Below are 16,373 nucleotides of genomic sequence, written 5' to 3'. Positions count from 1 at the left end.
GTAGGGGCGCTGCTGGGGCTGCTCCCTGTTTACAGGCATAATGCGGCACCAGATTTTTAGTAGTAGTTAGCTATGCCGCCCAGCAGTCCTTCGACCCGCGACTTACGCATCGACTTCTTTCGCGGGTTGGCGCTGATCTTCATTTTTTGGGATCACATTACCGGTAGCTTCTTTGGCTATTTCACAATGCGTAATCTGGGTTTCAGCGATGCCGCTGAGTTATTTGTTTTTTTATCGGGTGTTTCTGCGGCCATTGCTTACGGCAAGCGCCTGCAGCGCAGAGGCTATGTTTCAACCACGATGCACATTTTGAGCAGAAGCTGGACGCTGTATATCGCCCATGTTTTTGTGCTCACGCAATTGATGGCGATGCTGTTTCTTGTCAACGACCATGTATTGACGCGCGATTATGTCAATGAAAGGGGCTTGAGCTATTTTCTTGAGAATCCCAAAGCGGCATTGGTTGCCAGCTCGCTGCTGCGGTTTCGCCCAGGGTTGATGGATCCGCTGCCTTTGTACATCGTGCTATTGGCCATGATGGTCGTGGTATTGCCATTTTTACTGCGGCGGCCGCGTTGGGTGTTGCTCGCTTCAGGAGCACTTTATTTACTGGCAACATTTAACGAGTGGAACTTTGAAGCGCGTCCCAACAAAGAGTGGTTTTTTAATCCGTTCACTTGGCAGTTTTTGTTTTTTATCGGCGCTTTGGTTGGCTCGCATCGTGAAGCAAATGCACAGTGGTTGGCGCGTTGTAGTGTGCGGTTTCGGCAGAGTTTATTGTGGGGTGCGCTCGCTTTTCTCGCTATTTGTGCAGTGGTTACGGTTTCTTGGAGTTGGCCTGCGTGGCACGATTCATGGATGCCCTTGCCAGTAGCCGAGTTGCTGTATCCCATCAGTAAATCCTATTTAGGTGGTGCACGCTTACTGCACTTTCTAGCCTTGGTCTTGGTGGCTGTGTTGTTGCTGCCACAAGGTAAATGGTTGGATGGAAAGTTTTCTCAGGCTTTGCAAATGATGGGGCGTCATACCTTGCCGGTTTTTTGCGTCAGTGTGTTGTTGTCTCCCATGGCCGATGCGTTAAATGCTATTGAAGGCGATGATTGGTGGATGCAATGCATCACGGCAGTGTTGGGTGTTGTGTTGTTATGGGCAGTGGCGCAGTTGCTGGAGTGGTATCGCAGAGATGAAAGCAAAGCGTGAGGTGGCGATATGTCTGTAAATGATCTCGATGAACAAGCCTTGGCCGCATCGGTAGAGCGCGAAGTGGTGCGTGCGTATTTGTCGCATCCGTTTGCGCCAGAAATGTCGCCGGAACAAATCAATGTCAGTCGCCAAACCATTTTGCGTTTGCTGAAAGAAAATAATGCAGCCTTGGTGGCGCATTATTACACCGCACCGGTTGTTCAAGCCTTGGCAGAGGAGAGCGGCGGTTGCGTGGCAGATTCTTTGGAGATGGCTCGTTTTGGTCGCGATCATCCAGCGACCACCTTGATTGTGGCCGGTGTGCGTTTCATGGGGGAGACCGCAAAAATTCTCACGCCGCATAAGCGTGTGTTGATGCCCACTTTAGAGGCGACTTGCTCGCTGGATGTGGGCTGTCCCGCCGATACATTTACGGCTTTTTGTGATGAGCATCCCGATCGCACGGTGGTGGTGTACGCCAATACTTCTGCTGCCGTGAAAGCGCGCGCGGATTGGGTGGTCACCTCCAGTTGCGCGGTGGATATCGTCGAGCATTTGGATGCGCAGGGCGAAAAAATTATTTGGGCGCCGGATAAACACCTTGGTGATTATGTGCAGAAAAAAACTGGCGCTGATATGTTGCTGTGGAACGGCAGTTGCATTGTGCACGAGGAATTCAAAGCGCGCGGTCTGTTGGATTTAAAAGCGATTTACCCCGATGCAGCGATCTTGGTGCACCCCGAATCACCCGCTTCGGTGATTGAGTTGGCTGATGTAGTGGGTTCTACCTCGCAGATGATCAACGCGGTAAGAACCATGGAGCGCAAACAATTTATTGTAGCGACCGATCAAGGTATTTTTTACAAAATGCAGCAGGCGGCTGGTGCAGAAAAAGAATTGATTATCGCGCCGACTGCAGGCAGCGGTGCAACTTGCCGTAGTTGCGCTAACTGCCCGTGGATGGCGATGAATGATTTGCAGGCGCTAGAGGCGGTGTTACGCAATCCCAGTGCTGGGCAAGAAATTCATGTGGATCTGGCGCTGGCCGAGCGCGCCATGATGCCGCTGCAGCGTATGTTGGATTTCACAAAAAGCTACAGCGCGGCGACGAATAAATAATCAGCCATCCAATAATTTCTTGCTTTCCATTTCGGTGATGTCCTGCAGGCGTTTTTGCACGCGCCCACTTTGTGAGCGATTGTCGCGGTAAAAATTGAGGGCATAGGTGAGTTGTTGGCGCGCTTTGTCGAAGTCGCCGTTTAAAATGAAATATTCTGCGCGTGCGGTGTGTATGCCACCAGTATCACCGGCTAAACCGCGTAGCTCCGCCAATTCGTACCACACATTGGGTAAGTCTTCGTAGTCAGGTAGCAGTTTTTCTAATTCGCGCGCGGCGCGTTTGTGGTTTTTCATATTTTCGAGAATATTGCTGGCAACCATCGTTACAGGATAATTGCGCGGGTGTGTGGTCAGTAAGCGTTCTGCCAGTGTCAGTGCGTCGTCGTATTGACCCAAGCCATTTAGGATGTCGGCTTGCGCTAATGCATAAAGTAAGTTGTTTGGCGTTTTGGTGTAGAGAGGTTTTAGTGTTTTCTCGGCGGCATCAAATTGACGCAATTTAATTTGTGCCAAGGCTATGCCGTACTGACAGGCGTTGGAGGGCAAACGGTCTCCGTTCATTTCATTTTGAAAGCGTTTAATAGCAACAGACGGATTTTCTGCTGCCGCTAACAGCGCGCGCGCTTTAATAAGTGCAAACTCAGGATCCGTGTCGTATTTCTTGGTGGGGTATTGTTCTGCGCGATTGCGTGAATCGGCAATTCGTTTTTCGGTAACGGGGTGGGTGAGCAAAAACTCTGGTGGTCTCTCGCCGGCGTATTGTGCGGCGCGTTGCATGTTTTCAAACATGGCGGGAATGGCGCGCGGATTCATGTTGACATTAACCATGGTTTGCATGCCGATGCGATCAGCTTCAGCTTCGTTCTCTCGGCTGAAGCGCAGCATAGATTGCATGTTTGCCGCTTGCGTAGACATGATGGCCGCCATGCCCGCATCAGAAGAATTGGAAGTGGCGAGCAATATCAATCCAGCCAGCATGCCAGCCATCGTGGGTAAACGGTTTTGCTGTTGTTGTTCAACACTGCGCTGCCAGTGTTTTTGCGAAAGGTGACCGAGTTCGTGTGCGATGACGCCAGCCAGCTGTTGTTCGTCGTCGGTGTGTAAAAACATGCCATCGTGTATGCCCATGATGCCGCCTGGCACGGCAAATGCATTCAGCGTTGAGTTTTTTACGACAATTAATGTAATGCGTTTATCTTCTAAGTCAGAGCCTTCTGCCATCTTGTATACGAGTTTTTGTGTGTAGTCGTACATCACAGCATCGTTAGATTCAGGCGCTTTTGCACGAAATTGGCGCAGCCACTCTTGGCCTAGATTGCGTGTTTCTTCATCTGATGTGAGTGAGCCTGCGCTGTCACCCAATTCCGGCAAGAGAATTTTTTTCTCTTGCGCCGCTGCGCTGAGGCAGAACACAGTAAGCATGGCTGTGACAATAAAAGAAGTGAGTGCTTGTCGTGTGTGTGATGTGGGTACAGTCATGGTCGTCAGTCAGAAAAGGGCTGTGGGCTATACTACACGGATGAAGTCTTTGAGAAGAGTGGCGTGAAGTGATGACACTGGAATTGCCGGAAAAGTTTCAAGCGCTGCGCATTGATAAGCGGGTGGATGCTCGCGGTTTGAACTGCCCGTTGCCACTGTTGAAAGCGCGACAAGCATTGCGCGACATGGCTGCTGGTGAAACGCTGCTGGTGCTTGCAACCGATGCCGGTTCTTGGCGTGATTTTGCAGCCTTTGCGGAACAAAGTGGTCATGTGTTGCTCGAAGCTGCTGAAATTGATGCGGTGTTTTACTACTTGCTTCAGCGTCGAGTCTGATTTTTACACCGTATTGCCAATGTAGACGGAGTTTCCATGTCCCAATTGTGTATTTTATTTTCTCGTTTGCAGCGACTTCTGCTGATATTTGCGGTGTTGTCTGTGTCGCAGGCCGTAACAGCACAGACGGCAGTTACCAAACTGCTGGATGCGCCAGTCAAAAGCGATATCGATCAGCGCGGCTATCGCAATCTTGAATTAACGAATGGCATGAAGGTGTTGCTGATTTCTGATCCAGCGGCAGATAAAGCCGCCGCAGCGGTTGATGTGGAAGTAGGCAGTGGCAGTGATCCAGAGTCTCGCCAAGGTTTAGCGCACTTTTTAGAGCATATGCTGTTTCTCGGCACCAAAAAGTTTCCCAAGTCTGGTGAGTATCAGGCGTTTATCAGTGCAAATGGCGGCACACACAATGCGTACACCAGCTTGGAGCATACAAACTATTTTTTTGATATTGACCCCAAACAGTTACAGCCGGCACTGGAGAGGTTCTCACAATTTTTTGTCGCGCCATTATTTAATGATGAATATGTAGAGCGAGAAAAAAATGCGGTTAACGCCGAATACAAAGCGCGTATCAATGATGACAGTCGCCGCGCTTTTGATGTTTATCGCGAGCTGTATGCCAAAGAGAATCCGGCAGCAAAATTCAGCGTGGGTAGTTTGGATACACTGGCCGATAGACCTAACGATAAAGTGCGTGATGACTTGCTGGCTTTTTATCAACAGCATTATTCGGCAAATACGATGACGCTAGTGGTATTGGGAAGGGAGTCCTTGCCAGCGCTGCAGGCGTTAGTGGAGCAATATTTTAGTGATGTGCCGAATCGTCATGTGGCAATAGACAACACCGCAAAGCCAGTATTTCGCCAAGGTTTGCTGCCTGCGAAAGTGTTGTTGCAGTCCAAAAAAGATGCGCGTCATTTGACGCTGGCTTTCCCTCTGCCTGCAATGCAATCGTTTTATCGCACCAAGCCTGCTGCTTATGTTAGCTACTTATTGGGGCATGAAGGGGAAGGCAGTTTGTTACATGTGCTCAAGCAGAAAGGTTGGGCGGAAAGCCTGATGGCTGGCACGGGATTTTCCAATCGTTTTGCTGCGTCTATGGATGTAACGATCAAACTCACAGAGGAAGGCTATCGGCATATTGATGACATCACGGCATTATTTTTTGACGCGGTAGATTTGCTGCGCAAACAAGGTGTTGAGGATTGGCGCTACCAAGAGCAAAAAAATATGACAGATATTGCTTTTCGGTTTGTAGAGAAAGGTGATGCCATGTCGTTCACCAGCTCACTGGCCAATAATTTGCAATATTTTCCTGCCAAAGAGGTGATGCGCGGCGATTTTTTAATGGAAGGTTTGGATAAAAAGCAGGTTAATGCGGTATTGCATGAGATGAGGCCGAGCAATGTGTTGGTAAGTGTGAGCTCGCCGGATATTCAGGGTGATAAACATTCGCTGTTTTACAATGTGCCGTACCGTGTTGCCAGTCTTTCCGCTGACGATATAAAAAAATGGGAGCATCTATCAAATAATTCAGGGCTTGCTCTGCCTGCTGCTAACCCCTTTGTGCCAGATAACTTGAAGTTAAAAGCGGTGGCGCAGCCTAGAAGCAAGCTGGAGACCATTCCACAAAAAGTTGTTGCCGAAGAAAATTTCAATTTGTGGTTTTTTCAGGACACGCAATTTCGGGTGCCAAAAGGTGATGTAACGGTGTATTTGCGCAGTGACCTCGCGGCAGACACGGCGCAGCATGCCGCAATGACTGAGCTGTTTGTGCGTTTGGTGCAAGACAAGTTAAATCCATCGCTGTATGCGGCGATGATGGCTGGTATGGATTTGTCCATTGTTAGACTTTCACGCGGTATTAGTTTTTCGTCGTCTGGTTACAGTGAAAAACAAGTCACGCTGTTAAAAATGCTGGCAGATTTGTTAAAAGCTCCTGAATTTGATGAGGCGCGATTTCAGCTTGTGAAAAGAGAATGGACTGATGAGTTGCGTAATGAGGATAAGCTAGCGCCTTATGTGTTATTGAGGGACGATGTTTCTACCGTCTTGGTGCATCGCTATTGGGAAAGAAAGCAGCTGCTGCGAGCGCTGGAAACCATATCGTTAAATGATGTACAGCAGCTGATGGCACAGGTTGTGCGCGATGCGCAGGCAGATGTTTTGGTATATGGCAACTTCGTTCAAGAGGATGCGATGAAATTGGGCGGGATAGTGCAGGGCATTGTATCGAGAGGCAAGCAATCGCCAGTGCCATCGCAAGTGGTTTCTTTGATGCCTGCATCACAGCCTGCTTTGTATGTTGATGCGATGCCACATAACGACGCAGCGCTGATCAAGTATTTCCAAGCGAAGAGCGATGATATAGAGCATCAGGTGCATCTGCAGATGTTGGGTCAAGTGCTCGCTGCGCCATTTTTTGATCGGCTGCGTACCGAGCAGCAGTTGGGCTATATCGTTGCAGGTCGCTACTTGCCGTTGGTTCGGGTGCCAGGGTTAGTGTTTATTGTGCAGTCGCCATCGCACAGTGTTGCCGATATCAATGCACGAGCAAACGATTTCATCCGGCAATATTATTCAGTGATCGAGAAGAAAGATGATGCGTGGTTTGAGCAGCAGAAACGCGCGGTGATGGTGCAATTAGAGGAAAAACCTAAGAACCAAGCCGAGCAAGCGATCCTGTTTTGGGTGGATTTAATATTGGGCTATGCGAACTTTGATTCAAACCAACAGAAAATATCGACACTGCAAAAAATGACTAAACAGGATTTGTTGCAGGCGTACCACGAAGTGTTGTTAGCACCAGAAACGCGCGAGCTACTTTTTGTTAGCCCTGGCAAATTAGGCATTCAAGCTTGGCTGGATGGTGAGGCAAAAGCGTATAAAAAAATTGATGATATTGACGCCTTCAAAAACGGCTTACCAAGTTATTCGCTGCCCTAGGAGAAATCCCACTGTCGCCACGCTTCATAAGCTACAACAGCAACTGCATTGGAAAGGTTGAGACTGCGACTGTCTGGCTGCATCGGCAAGCGCAGAATGTGGTCATTGGGTAGGTTGTCGCGGAAGGCTTGTGGCAAGCCGCGCGTTTCAGGCCCAAAAACCACGGCATCATTTTTCTGGAAACCAATATCACAGTAAGCACGCGTACCTTTGGTGCTCAGTGCAAAAATGCGAGACGGTTGCACGGTGTCGATAAATTGCTGCCAATTGCGATAAGTGGTGGTGCAGGCGCTGTCGCGGTAATCCAAGCCTGCACGGCGCAATTGTTTTTCATCCAGTGTGAAGCCCAGCGGTTCAATGAGATGTAGAGAAAAACCTGTATTGGCGCACAGCCGCATGATGTTGCCAGTATTCGGTGGAATTTCTGGTTCGTACAGAACGATATGTAGCATAGTGATGTCATGTGTGTTCAGAGTGTGCACAATTTTACGGTTTTTCCCGCTGTGTCGGGGCGCTGGTAGTTCGCTATGATGCAAGAAAATCTATGAGGGATGGGGTGATGCATAAACAAGTAGAGTTTCGCACCACGCGCGGCAACTTGCGTTTAATAGCGGATGTTTACGGTGATGCGCAGCAGCAGCCGGTAATTTTGGCGCATGGTGGCGGACAGACGCGCCATGCTTGGGGAAAAACCGCGCAGCAAATTGCCGCTGAAGGTTTTTATGCCGTGGCGGTGGATTTGCGCGGTCACGGTGAGAGTGATTGGGCGACTGATAAAGATTACGCCTTTGATACTTTCGCGCAGGATTTCATTGATATTGCGCGCTGTTTTCAGAAAAAACCTGTAGCGGTAGGTGCGTCGCTAGGCGGCATTTCGTCGCTCGCGGCACAACACATTACGCAGCATGATTTATTGCATGCGCTGATCTTGGTGGATATTACGCCGCATTTGGAAGCTGATGGTTTATCGCGTATCCGTGATTTTATGTTGGAGCGTGCAGTGCAGGGGTTTGCATCTTTGGATGAGGCGGCCGAGTTTGTCGCCAGTTATACCTCGCACCGCAAACGCGGTGAGAACAATGAAGGGTTACGCAAAAATTTGCGACTGTGTGATGACGGTCGCTATCGCTGGCACTGGGATCCTAATTTCATTATGCGCGCCAATCACGCAAAGCATGAAGATGGTTCCACTATCCGTGTCAACTTTTTGGAAGATGCCGCCAAAGCGTTACAAATTCCTACTTTGTTAGTGCGTGGTCGTATGAGTGATTTGATCAGTCCAGAATCGGCGCAAGCGTTTTTGCAAATGGTGCCGCACGCACAATATGCGGATATTAAAGACGCGGGCCACATGGTGGCGGGCGATCAAAACGATGTTTTTTCAGCGGCGGTCTTGGATTTTCTCAGGCAGTTGCGCTGATTTGCTATGATGCTCCCACTGTTTAGGAGCCCAACATGATCGACGAAAAATTACTCAGTATCTTGGTCTGCCCAGTGAGCAAAGCACCACTGACTTACGATGTCGAGAAGCAGGAATTGCTGTGCAAGGCCAGTGGCTTGGCGTACCCCGTGCGTGACGGTATCCCCGTGATGCTGGAAGAAGAAGCCCGCCCGCTAACCGCCGAGGAAAAAGCTGTCTAAATAGGCAGCATAGTCAAGCTTGCACCCCTCTATTGTTAGGAGTAGGGTTTGCCACCCCATTGTGAGCCGGTACCCGAGCCGGAAATCGCATTCATGTCTGACCCTTTGGCTTCTTCGTCCACTTACATCGCCCCGCCCGTGACTGTTCTGCTCGTTGAAGACGATTACAGCGTGCGCCTGAGTGTGGCGATGTTTTTGGAAGGGCTGCAGTACCAAGTTACACAGGCTACTAACGGTCTTGAAGCGTGGGAGTCTTTTAAAAAGAATCCACCCTCGTTGGTGATTAGCGACATCAAAATGCCGCAGATGGATGGATTAGAGTTGCTGCGCCGCATTGCAGCTTCTGAGCATCCGGTTCCCGTTATTTTGTTGTCGGGCGTGAGTGAAGCTTCCGATGTGGTGGATGCACTGCGCAGCGGTGCCTCTGATTTTTTGATCAAGCCGATAGTCAATTTCCATATTCTGAGTCACGCCGTTAATAAGTGCCTTGAGCGCGTGCGCTTACTCGAGCAAAACCGCGCGTATCAAGCGCAGTTAGAAAAGGCGAACAGCGAATTGAAAGCGCATTTACACGCGCTGGAGCAAGATCAACAATCGGGCCGTCAGTTGCAGTTAAAGTTGTATCCGCAACAGGATTTGCAGATTGGTAACTACCATTTTTCACACCGTATGATCCCTTCGCTGTATTTAAGCGGCGATTTTCTGGAGTACATACGATTCGGTGACGAACACTTGGGTTTTTATATTGCAGATGTGTCGGGTCATGGCGTGTCATCGGCATTTGTAACTGCATTGTTGCGTCATTTTTCTTTGAATATTCACCGCGAAACGCGCGAAGCCACACTGGATGGTAAGCCCATCCCATTTCCAACGCCGGCAGATGCCATGGCGTATTACAACCGCGAGTTGTTGGCGGCAGGCATTGATAAATACGCCACGATATTTATGGGTTTGATCGATACCAAGCACAACACCCTCACTTACAGCGTGGCAGGGCATTTGCCGATGCCGATTTTGGCGTCCGGCGACAGCGTGCAGTATCTAAAAGGCAGCGGCATGCCGGTGGGGATTTTGCTGGAAGCGGAGTACCAGAATGTCACCGTGCAGCTGCCGGAGACTTTTACGCTAGTGTTGTGTTCGGATGGTGTATTGGAGATCCTTCCGGCGGATAATCTGATCGACAAAGAAGCTCTGCTGTTGGAGAAAGTTGCCGACAGTGACCGCACGCAACAGGGCGTAGAACAGGCGTTGCTGCTTGATGTTGTCAGCGGAGCGCCGGATGATATTGCCGTGATGACCTTGGTCAAAACGGTGTGATGACAGTGTTTTTTTTTCGTAGAAAACGCACGGCGTTTTCAGGTGCAGGTGTGAGATGGACGGACGCGTTCTAGTTGCTGAACACAACGGTGCTTATGTCTTGAAGTTGGTGGGCGATGTGCGTCTAACATTGTCTTCAACGATTGATCAATGTGTTGAGAGGATGTTTGCTAGTACCGCTTGTCAGTCTGTCATTATTGATCTGACGGAAACAGAAGGTTTGGATAGCACAACGCTAGGCATGTTGGCAAAAATGGCTTTGTTTGTGCGCAAGCAATTGCATCTGCGTCCAATAGCAGTTTCTGATAACGACAGTATTATTCGGTTGCTCAATAGCATGGGCTTTGAGCAAATTATGGATATTCAGTGTGCGCAAGCTGTCAGTGCAATGGCGGATGGTGAATTGCACGCTACAGCCATGGATGAGACGACATTGGATGAAAAACAAGCAAAAGAAAAAGTGCTGCAAGCACACCAAGTACTGATGACCTTGAATCAAAAAAACAAAGCTATGTTCAAGGAGTTGGTAGACAGTTTATGTAAGGATTGTTGATGTCTGATTCTGTTTCCCGTTTTGATGCTATTCGCCCTTTTCGTGATGAAGAAGTCCCTGCTGTTCTCGCGCGCGTTCTGGCTGATGAAGAGCTGATTACTGCGCTCATTCGCTTTCGATTTCCTCGCCTGCCAACATGCGTGCATAGTCTTGCAGCGCCGCTTGTGCGTTTGTTTCTACGGAGAAAAGTGCGCGCAGTACGCGATGTGAGAGGTTTTCAGGCGATCGTTGAAGCTTACATGCAGCACATGGTTTCGAGTACAACCACAGCCTTAACGGTGTCTGGCTTAGAGAAGCTGGACTCTCAGCAGGCGTATTTATTTGTTAGCAATCACCGCGATATTGCGATGGATCCAGCGTTTATGAACTGGGTGTTGTGGCATAACGGCATGGATACAGTGCGCATTGCCATTGGTGATAACTTGCTTTCTAAGCCTTTTGTTTCTGATTTGATGCGGCTCAATAAAAGTTTTTTGGTGCAGCGCGGTGAAACGGCACCCAAAAAGATTTACGCGGCATTGAAACAGTTGTCTGCGTATATTCATTTTTCTGTCATGGAAGAAAAATCATCTGTCTGGATTGCGCAGCGCGAAGGGCGTGCAAAAGACGGCTTGGATCGCACGGAAGAGGCGATTATTAAAATGTTTGCCATGAGTAAGCCCAAAGAGCAGTCGTTGACGGATTTTGTGCATGAGTTAAATATCGTACCGGTATCCATCTCGTATGAATGGGATCCTTGCGATTTTGCCAAGGCGCGGGAATTGCAGCAAAAAGCAGAGCTGGGCAGCTATCAAAAAGATACGCATGAAGATGTGCAGAGCATTGCTTTAGGTATTTCTGGCAACAAAGGCCGAGTGCATGTCAGTTTTGGCGATGTGTTACGCGGTGATTACGCCTCAACGGAAGCGGTGACGGCAGAAATTGATCGTCAGATACTCGTCAACTATGTGTGTTTCCCGTCTAACTATTTGGCCGCAGAAAAGATGGGCTGGGATGCCGTGGGAACTTATGGCTATCCCGCTCGTCCATTCAACAGCGCAAATGTGACAGCAGAAAAGGCTATTTTCCAAGCGCGTATGGCGCAATGCCCTGATAACTGTCTCCCATATTGGTTGGCGATGTATGCCAATCCTGTGCGGCGTATAGAAATAAACTGAGTAGTAAGCGACTTCCAAAAAATAATGGTGATCCATGATCCGTATTGAAAATCTGACGCGGCGATTTGGCGCGTTTACGGCTGTAGATAATCTGAGCTTTCAGGTGGCGCCTGGTGAAGTGTTGGGCTTCCTTGGTCCAAACGGCGCAGGGAAATCAACCACCATGAAAATGATCACGGGTTTTTTGCAGCCTACGAGTGGGCGTGTGGATGTTTTTGGCTATGACATGTGGCGCAATCCGTTGCCGGCCAAAAAAGTTGATCGGTTATTTGCCGGAAGGTGCGCCGAGTTACGGCGAAATGGCGGTGCGCGATTTCTTGGCGTTTATTGCGGATGTGCGCGGTTTGCGTGGTGCAGAAAAACAACGCGCTATTGCAGTGGCGGCAGAAAAATCCGCGCTGACCGAGGTGATGTTGCAGACGGTCGACACTTTGTCGAAAGGTTATCGCCGCCGCGTGGGTATCGCACAGGCTATTTTGCACGATCCACAAGTGTTGATTTTAGATGAGCCTACCGATGGTTTAGATCCCAATCAAAAACACCATGTGCGCGAATTGATACGCAGCTTATCGCAAGAAAAATTGGTTATTGTTTCGACGCATATTTTGGAAGAGGTATCAGCGGTATGTACGCGTGCCATGATTATTGTGCAGGGGAAAATATTGGTGGATGAAACCCCTACAGCATTAGCAGCGCGCTCGACGACAGGGCGATTAGATGATGTGTTTCGCCAGCTGACAGGGGGTGTGTGATGTCAGGTTTTGGGGTTGTTACTGCGCGCGAGTGGAAATCTTATTTTTCTACACCGTTGGCTTATGTTTTTTTGGTTGTGTTTTTGGTGTTGTGTGGGTTTTCCACTTTTGAATTGGGTGGTTTTTATCAAAGAAATCAAGCCGATTTATCCGTGTTTTTTTCGTATCAACCGTGGCTGTATCTTTTCTTGGTGCCGGCCATTTCTATGCGCTTGTGGGCAGAGGAGCGTAAAAGCGGTTCGATTGAATTGTTGCTGACCTTGCCGTTGCATTTGCGCACTATTGTGTTGGCTAAGTTTTTTGCAGCGTGGTTGTTTATTGCCTTGGCGTTGTTGCTGACCTTCCCTGTGTGGGTGACAGTCAATTATCTTGGCTCGCCGGATAATGGTGCGATTTTGGCGGCGTATTTAGGCAGTTGGTTGATGGCCGGTGCTTTCCTTTCTATCGGCTGCTGTTTGTCAGCCGCCAGTAAAAGCCAAGTCATTGTGTTCGTACTGACCGTCACAATCTGTTTTTTATTCGTGTTGTTGGGCTTGCCGCAGTTAATTAACAGTTTGCAGGGTATTTTTCCGCAATGGGCGATTGATGCCATTGCGCAACTCAGTTTGCTGGCGCATTTTGAGGCTATTTCACGCGGTGTTTTGAATGTGGCAGATTTGTTGTACTACGCCTTGTTCATTGTTTGCTGGTTGGCAGCCAATGTGGTTGTGATTGAAAAGAAAAAATCAGAGTGAGATGGTGATATGACAGGTCGTAACATTATCCAGTGTTTTAGCTTGCGGCTTGCGGCACTGGTTTTAGTGCTGTTGGCAGGTGCTGCATCATTGGCATGGCTCAATAAATGGCAAATTGATCTGACGCAGGGCAAGTTGTACACCTTGTCACAAGGCACGCGCAATATCATTGCCGGTATCGAGCAACCCATTACACTCCAGTTTTATTACAGCGAATCCCAGACGCGTGACATTCCAATGCTGCGTAATTATGCGGGCCGTGTGCAGGACATGTTGCGTGAGTATGAGCGCAAGTCACAGGGAAAAATTCAGCTGAAAATTGTGCATCCCGAACCGTTTTCTGAGGCTGAAGATGAGGCAGCCACAGCGGGTTTGCAGGCGATGCCAGACGGTCGCGGTGACAAAATCTATTTGGGTTTAGTGGGTAGCGTCGGCGATCGCTCAGAAAATATTGCTGTGTTTAATCCGCAGAAAGAAAATTTGTTGGAATATCAATTGAGTCAATTGGTTTATCGACTCAATAAGCCCAAACAAATTACAGTGGGTGTTATTGGTGATCTTCCTATTTTTCGTGGTGTAGACCCTAAAACAAACCGTGTGCGCCCCGATTGGTTGATTGTTAATCAATTGAGGCAGTTGTTTGATTTGCGGCGCATGATTGATCCGAATGTCGATAAAATTGATGATGACCTCAGTTTGTTGATGGTGGTTCACCCGCATAAATTTCCTGAAAAAACATTGTTTGCGATAGATCAGTTTGTCTTGCGTGGCGGAAAGTTGTTGGTTTTTGTTGATCCCTTAGCGGAAGCGGATGACAGCGACACGCGCTTGCTGGCTACGGGATTTTCCGATCGCAGCTCTGATTTGGAGCAATTATTTGCTGCGTGGGGCGTTGATTACGATGCCGGCCAAGTGGTTTTAGATTTGGGTAATGCGCACCGTATTCCTGCACAACAAGCTGGCCAGCCTGTGCCGCATGTGGGTATTTTGAGTTTGGAAGGCGATGGAATTAATCGCACACAAAATGTGATCGCCGATTTAGAAAATATCAATATTGCCTCTGCAGGGTCACTTGCGCAGCACCCAGGAAGTCGCATGCAATTTGTGCCATTGCTGACATCCAGTCTACAAACAGATCGTATGGATACGCAGACCTATAGCATGATTGGTAATCATGCAGAGCTGTTAGAAAAAATGCAGCCGAGTAATCATCGGTACACTTTTGCTGCTTGGGTAAGCGGTGCGGTAAAAACGGCTTTTCCGGAAGGGAAGCCTGCAACTAGCCAGTTTTCTGGTGAGGTATTACAGGAATCAAAAGAACCGATACAGGCGATTGTGGTGGCCGATACCGATGTGCTTGCCGATCGCATGTGGGTGGATAGGCAAGAGTATTATGGGCAAACCGTTGCCACACCCTTTGCCGCCAATGGCGATATGGTGGTGAACATGTTGGATGCGCTCGGCGGCAGTGTGGATCTGATCAATTTGCGCAGCCGTGGCACTTACCAGCGACCGTTTACGCGCGTGGATGATTTGGAGAAGGCTGCCAGTAGTCGTTTGCGCGAACAACAAGACGCATTGGCAAAAGCTTTATCGGACACAGAAAGTAAAATTTCCCAGTTGAATGCGGCAGCGGCCAATCAAGAGACGGGAGAAGTGCAAGAACTCACGCCTGCACAAAAACAAGCGGTGGAAATGTTTGAGCAAGAAAGACTCAAAATTCGCAAAAATTTGCGCGAAGTACAGCATCAGCTAAACAGTGATGTCGATAAGTTAGGCGCTATTCTGAAGATTATTAATATTGCTGCTGTACCGCTGCTGCTCATTGTTTTGGCGTTATTGGCGGCAGGATTGCGACGCTATCGCATGCGCCGAATTGGATAGGTCGTCGCACTTGCTTGCTATCTGGTCAGCGAACAAATCATTTGACGCTGATGCATCCTTGTTAGCGCAGCGGCTGTCTGTGCCGCTGTTGTTATCGGAGGCCGATGAACACGCACGCGCCGCGTATTCCTTTTTGTTTGCGTTGGACGAACAGGGATATAGTTTGCTGCAAGGCAAACAGAAAATTGCGGTGGATTTTGTTGCAGGTGCTAGCCGTCATCGCCGCTTGCATGGCGGTGGACGCAGTCAGCCGATAGCAAAAGCAGTCGGTATTAAGTCGGGCAACATTATTCCTTCGGTGTTGGATGCAACGGCGGGTTTGGGCGGTGATGCCTTTGTCTTGGCAACATTAGGCTGTCGTGTGCAGTTGTGTGAACGCTCGCCTGTAGCTCATGCGCTGCTTGATGATGGTATCGCGCGTGTTAGTCATTGTGATGAGCAAAGTCTGCGTGAAATTATTGAGCGCATGCAGTTGTTAGCCGTCGACTCGAAACAGCACATGCAAAACTTGTTGGCGGCTACTGCCGTCACAGAAAAACCAGATGTGGTTTTTTTGGATCCTATGTTTCCTGAAAAGCGCAAAAATGCCGCACCTAAAAAAGAGATGGCAGCATTTCATGTGTTGGTGGGGGCAGATGAAGATGCAGACGCACTGTTACCGCTGGCCTTGCAGGTGGCGCAGCGCCGTGTTGTTGTTAAACGCCCGCGTCATGCGCCAGTGTTGGCGGGAATAAAACCCAGTTTGGTGATGGATGGTGAGTCAACGCGCTTCGATATTTACGCGCTGCGCAGCATGGCTGCAGATGCAGTATCAGTGTGAGTGCGTGGTGCGGTATAGAGTCATGTCTAAGGTAAACAGTTGCGCATCCTCTTTGCCGTCGGCTGTTGGATAGTAGTTTTTGCGCGAGCCAAAAGCAGTAAACCCTATGGTTTGATAAAGCTGCTGCGCCACCACATTGGAAGCGCGCACTTCGAGAAAAATCTTTTGAACGCCATCCTCAAGTTGCAATAGGGATTGTTGCAACAACTGTTTGCCAAAACCTTTGCCCTGCATAAAAGGATGAACGGCAATATTCAGTAAAGTGGCTTCGTCAATAACGGATTCATAAATTGCAAAGCCAATCAGCTCGCGTTCTTTCTGCAAAATAAAACACTGGATGTGCGGCTGTTCTATGCACCAGCGCAAGGTAGATTCAGACCACGGATAGTGGTGCGCTTGTTCTTCAATAAACAGCAGTTCGTTGAGGTCTTTGAGTGTGGCTGTGCGCAGA

General features: G+C 49.0%; 15 protein-coding genes and 1 pseudogene. 13 read left to right on the top strand and 3 right to left on the bottom strand.

The window, feature by feature from the left end; translation table 11 throughout:
- Positions 1–72 precede the first annotated feature (72 nt).
- Together IPK30_00480 and nadA are read left to right on the top strand one after the other, a co-directional pair.
- Positions 73–1,200, top strand: coding sequence for an OpgC domain-containing protein (locus IPK30_00480; protein ID MBK8101813.1), 1,128 nt, complete (start codon positions 73–75; stop codon positions 1,198–1,200).
- Between the two features lie 9 nt (positions 1,201–1,209).
- On the top strand, positions 1,210–2,301 hold the full coding sequence (gene nadA, locus IPK30_00475) for a quinolinate synthase NadA (protein MBK8101812.1): 1,092 nt from the start codon (positions 1,210–1,212) through the stop codon (positions 2,299–2,301).
- Here the strand turns inward: nadA and IPK30_00470 are convergent, their stop codons facing one another.
- Positions 2,302–3,780 (bottom strand): M48 family metallopeptidase, encoded by a 1,479-nt coding sequence (locus IPK30_00470; GenBank protein MBK8101811.1) that lies wholly within the window; start codon positions 3,778–3,780, stop codon positions 2,302–2,304.
- Between the two features lie 104 nt (positions 3,781–3,884).
- On the opposite strand from IPK30_00470, the gene IPK30_00465 reads away from it, so the two are divergent.
- Together IPK30_00465 and IPK30_00460 are read left to right on the top strand one after the other, a co-directional pair.
- Positions 3,885–4,115 (top strand): sulfurtransferase TusA family protein, encoded by a 231-nt coding sequence (locus IPK30_00465; protein MBK8101810.1) that lies wholly within the window; start codon positions 3,885–3,887, stop codon positions 4,113–4,115.
- A 36-nt stretch (positions 4,116–4,151) separates the two neighbouring features.
- Positions 4,152–7,064 (top strand): insulinase family protein, encoded by a 2,913-nt coding sequence (locus tag IPK30_00460; GenBank protein MBK8101809.1) that lies wholly within the window; start codon positions 4,152–4,154, stop codon positions 7,062–7,064.
- On the opposite strand, the gene trmL is transcribed toward IPK30_00460, so the two are convergent.
- The gene (gene trmL, locus IPK30_00455) at positions 7,061–7,516 is read right to left on the bottom strand and encodes a tRNA (uridine(34)/cytosine(34)/5-carboxymethylaminomethyluridine(34)-2'-O)-methyltransferase TrmL (protein ID MBK8101808.1); all 456 of its coding nucleotides are present in this window, start codon (positions 7,514–7,516) and stop codon (positions 7,061–7,063) included. The genes IPK30_00460 and trmL overlap by 4 nt on opposite strands.
- A gap of 107 nt (positions 7,517–7,623) precedes the next feature.
- Between trmL and IPK30_00450 the strand changes: the two genes are divergently transcribed.
- From IPK30_00450 to IPK30_00410, 9 genes and pseudogenes are all read left to right on the top strand, one after another.
- On the top strand, positions 7,624–8,484 hold the full coding sequence (locus tag IPK30_00450; GenBank protein ID MBK8101807.1) for an alpha/beta hydrolase: 861 nt from the start codon (positions 7,624–7,626) through the stop codon (positions 8,482–8,484).
- A 35-nt stretch (positions 8,485–8,519) separates the two neighbouring features.
- Positions 8,520–8,705, top strand: coding sequence for a Trm112 family protein (locus IPK30_00445; GenBank protein MBK8101806.1), 186 nt, complete (start codon positions 8,520–8,522; stop codon positions 8,703–8,705).
- A 93-nt stretch (positions 8,706–8,798) separates the two neighbouring features.
- On the top strand, positions 8,799–10,022 hold the full coding sequence (locus IPK30_00440) for a fused response regulator/phosphatase (protein ID MBK8101805.1): 1,224 nt from the start codon (positions 8,799–8,801) through the stop codon (positions 10,020–10,022).
- A 55-nt stretch (positions 10,023–10,077) separates the two neighbouring features.
- Positions 10,078–10,575: an STAS domain-containing protein gene (locus tag IPK30_00435; protein MBK8101804.1), complete on the top strand. Its 498-nt coding sequence runs from the start codon at positions 10,078–10,080 to the stop codon at positions 10,573–10,575.
- The gene (locus tag IPK30_00430; protein ID MBK8101803.1) at positions 10,575–11,732 is read left to right on the top strand and encodes a 1-acyl-sn-glycerol-3-phosphate acyltransferase; all 1,158 of its coding nucleotides are present in this window, start codon (positions 10,575–10,577) and stop codon (positions 11,730–11,732) included. Before IPK30_00435 ends, IPK30_00430 begins: the two co-directional genes overlap by 1 nt.
- Positions 11,733–11,766: 34 nt before the next feature.
- Positions 11,767–12,484: pseudogene (locus IPK30_00425) on the top strand (ABC transporter ATP-binding protein).
- Positions 12,484–13,218, top strand: a complete 735-nt coding sequence (locus IPK30_00420) for an ABC transporter permease subunit (protein MBK8101802.1) — start codon at positions 12,484–12,486, stop codon at positions 13,216–13,218. The pseudogene IPK30_00425 and the gene IPK30_00420 overlap by 1 nt, the downstream one beginning before the upstream one ends.
- Before the next feature lie 9 nt (positions 13,219–13,227).
- A complete protein-coding gene (locus tag IPK30_00415; GenBank protein MBK8101801.1) occupies positions 13,228–15,102 on the top strand; it encodes a GldG family protein in 1,875 nt (624 codons plus the stop codon).
- Positions 15,103–15,112: 10 nt separating this feature from the next.
- On the top strand, positions 15,113–15,922 hold the full coding sequence (locus tag IPK30_00410) for a class I SAM-dependent methyltransferase (protein ID MBK8101800.1): 810 nt from the start codon (positions 15,113–15,115) through the stop codon (positions 15,920–15,922).
- Here the strand turns inward: IPK30_00410 and rimI are convergent.
- Positions 15,914–16,372, bottom strand: a complete 459-nt coding sequence (gene rimI / locus IPK30_00405) for a ribosomal protein S18-alanine N-acetyltransferase (protein ID MBK8101799.1) — start codon at positions 16,370–16,372, stop codon at positions 15,914–15,916. The two genes, IPK30_00410 and rimI, sit on opposite strands and share 9 nt — an antisense overlap.
- Position 16,373: the final 1 nt, after the last annotated feature.

Source organism: Cellvibrionales bacterium (assembly GCA_016713115.1).
GTDB lineage: Bacteria > Pseudomonadota > Gammaproteobacteria > Pseudomonadales > UBA7239 > UBA7239.
This window is presented reverse-complemented; position numbering and strand designations above follow the sequence as displayed.